The sequence below is a fragment of the Parashewanella hymeniacidonis genome (assembly GCF_016900895.1).
GTDB classification, from domain to species: Bacteria; Pseudomonadota; Gammaproteobacteria; order Enterobacterales; family Shewanellaceae; genus Parashewanella; species Parashewanella hymeniacidonis.
The window spans coordinates 1-3298 of the sequence record NZ_JAFEUN010000209.1 but is presented as its reverse complement, the minus strand read 5'-3'; the positions used below and the strand labels follow the sequence as shown (position 1 = coordinate 3298).

Annotated in this window: 2 protein-coding genes; both read left to right on the top strand. The window is 46.1% G+C overall.

The genetic code is table 11. From position 1 onward, the window contains the following. Positions 1-196, top strand: a 196-nt coding sequence (locus JQC92_RS21555) for a hypothetical protein (protein ID WP_205001588.1), incomplete at its 5' end; no start/stop codon positions are given. A gap of 292 nt (positions 197-488) precedes the next feature. Next, positions 489-3200, top strand: a complete 2712-nt coding sequence (locus JQC92_RS21550; protein ID WP_205001587.1) for a hypothetical protein — start codon at positions 489-491, stop codon at positions 3198-3200. Positions 3201-3298 lie beyond the last annotated feature (98 nt).

Here is a 3298-nt window from a genome sequence, read left to right as displayed (position 1 = left end):
CGGAAGCTCAAACTCATATTCGACTACTTTAGGTTCAGATTATTTTTTAGGCTTGCAGAATGTTACTTCAAAAAGCAAAAGTTGTGTGACATCAAAATATCTGCTTGAGTGTTTTTTAGGCTGTAAAGATGCGACAGAACCTAAAAAAGATATTTTGTTTCTTATCTTGTTCCACCACCTAGGGAATTCCTCCTGAAAGGTGCATACCAATAGACTTTCTTGTTTGAATTTGGAAAAGTCTAAAGGAGAAATTTTATGGTGAATGAGGGTTAAAGCGTGGCTCAGAATCTGCGATTTTGAGGTCTTTTTTAAGGCCAATTATAGGGGTGAATTAAGGCTGATTTTTAAGCTGAGAAGGCATTTATGCCAAGGCTCAGCCTGCTATAACTCCTAAAAAAGTCTAGAGCGTTAACGATTTTTAACTCGTTTTTTAGCATTGTTTGCCTGTATTTTAAAAATACTGGCTCTTCCAAATCTCAATAAATTCTATGGTATCGAAAGTTCTATCCATTATGAATGGTTTCGGTTATCCGTCTGTGGATAACGGGGTGTGCTACGGACTTGCGGTTATGGCTGCGCAGGCGGTGATAAGATTAGATGGGGCAACGTATAACGCCAGAATCAAGAAGCTTCCTAACGGTGAGGAAGACGACCTTAAGGCTTTTTTTGAAGGTGTGGTCGTTTATTCAGGCAACGTCTTAAGCGCTTCACAATATGTTGCATTAGGTTTACCACGTCACCAAAATATTCCTGCACCTGCAAAGTTGTTATCATTTACACAAGATGAAAAAGATACCCTTCATGATGAGCGCAAAAAGTGCAGACCTTGCGTGGCTGAGACTTTTTTATGCTCTTTCAATCGAAAATCACTGACCTGCTGCCTTAAAGAGATGCGTTCCCATGACGTGCCATTCTCATTGGTTATTAATTATATCAGTCATGCGGTTCAAATTGGGTTTGATGGCTCAAGCTGGCTGTCCGTGAGTCACGATAATACTCTGTATGAGGCAGCTATAACGAGTAAACTTTTACTTAACATTACAGGTGAAAAGTACGCTCGTGATGGGCTGTGGCTTGCCAACATTAATATTGTCTTCGGAAAAGGTCGTACTATTTCAGATTTCTCCGCATGCTTTCGTGAATTACGTCTGACTGATAATAAATTTTTAAAGTTATCAGATTCTCAAAAAAAAAGGTGTGTGCATCTAGCGCTGTATGAAGATCATCATGATACGGTGGCTGCGTTTATGAAAGTACTGGCGGAGTTACTGAAGGCAGGGAAGTTATCAGAAGATAAGTTCATAGCGCTGGCCGCGGGGAAAGATGGTGACGAAATACCCGGTGGACTATTTCTGGCGCTGCAAGAGGGTCAGCATGAGACGGTGACTGCGTTTATGAAGGTGCTGGCGGAGTTACTGAAGGAAGGGAAGTTATCAGAAGATAAGTTCATAGCGCTGGCAGCAGCGAAAGATGATTACGAAACACCTGGACTATTTCTGGCGCTGCAAGAGGGTCAGCATGAGACGGTGGCTGCGTTTATGAAGGTGCTGGTGGAGTTACTGAAGGAAGGGAAGTTATCAGAAGATAAGTTCATAGAGCTGGCAGCGGGAAAAAGACATGACGAAACACCTGGACTATGTCTAGCGCAGAAAAACGGTCAGCATGAGACGGTGGCTGCGTTTATGAAGGTGCTGGTGGAGTTACTGAAGGAAGGGAAGTTATCAGAAGATAAGTTCATAGCGCTGGCAGCAGCGAAAGATGGTGACGGAACGCCTGGACTATTTCTGACGCTGCAAGAGGGTCATCATGATACGGTGACTGCGTTTATGAAGGTGCTGGCGGAGTTACTGAAGGAAGGGAAGTTATCAGCAGATAAGTTCATAGCGCTGGCAGCGGGAAAAAGACGTGACGAAATACCAGGGCTATGGATGGCGCAGCACGAGGGTCAGCATGATACGGTGGCTGCGTTTATGGAAGCACTGACGGAGTTACTGAAGGAAGGGAAGTTATCAGCAGATAAGTTCATAGCGCTGGCAGCAGCGAAAGGTGGCAACGAAACACCTGGACTATTTCTGGCGCTGCAAAAAGGTCATCATGAGACGGTGGCTGCGTTTATGAAGGTGCTGGTGGACTTACTGAAGGCAGGGAAGTTATCAGCAGATAAGTTCATAGAGCTGGCAGCGGGAAAAAGACGTAACGGAACACCTGGACTATGTCTGGCGCAGAAAAACGGTCAGCATGATACGGTGGCGGCGTTTATGAAGGTGCTGGCGGAGTTACTGAAGGAAGGGAAGTTATCAGCAGATAAGTTCATAGAGCTGGCAGCGGGGAAAGATGGTGACGGAACGCCTGGACTATGTCTGGCGCAGAAAAACGGTCAGCATGAGGCGGTGGCTGCGTTTATGAAGGTGCTGGCGGAGTTACTGAAGGAAGGGAAGTTATCAGAAGATAAGTTCATAGTGCTGGCAGCGGGAAAAAGACGTGACGAAACACCTGGACTATGCCTAGCGCAGCAAAATGGTCAGCATGATACGGTGGCTGCGTTTATGAAGGTGCTGGTGGAGTTACTGAAGGAAGGGAAGTTATCAGAAGATAAGTTCATAGCGCTGGCAGCAGCGAAAGATGGTGACGAAACACCAGGACTATTTCTGGCGCTGCAAAAAGGTCAGCATGAGGCGGTGGCTGCGTTTATGAAGGTGCTGGCGGAGTTACTGAAGGGAGGGAAGTTATCAGCAGATAAGTTCATAGCGCTGGCAGCGGGGAAAGATGGTGACGGGACGCCTGGACTATTTCTGGCCCTGCAAAATGGTCATCATGAGACGGTGACTGCGTTTATGAAGGTGCTGGTGGAGTTACTGAAGAAAGGGAAGTTATCAGCAGATAAGTTCATAGCGCTGGCAGCAGCGAAAGATGGTGACGAAATACCTGGACTATGGATGGCGCTGCAAGAGGGTCAGCATGATACGGTGGCTGCGTTTATGAAGGTGCTGGCGGAGTTACTGAAGGCAGGGAAGTTATCAGAAGATAAGTTCATAGCGCTGGCAGCAGCGAAAGATGGTGACGAAATACCTGGACTATGGATGGCGCAGCAAAAAGGTCATCATGATACGGTGACTGCGTTTATGAAGGTGCTGACGGAGTTACTGAAGGCAGGGAAGTTATCAGCAGATAAGTTGGTTCTGTCGCATCTTCGAAATTAAACACAGGAACACTGATTTTTAAACACAATTAGGCTGCCAGTGAGTAAAACTGCTCCCAAACCGATTGACCCTGTGCCCCCTTCATCTGGCCTTTTCTT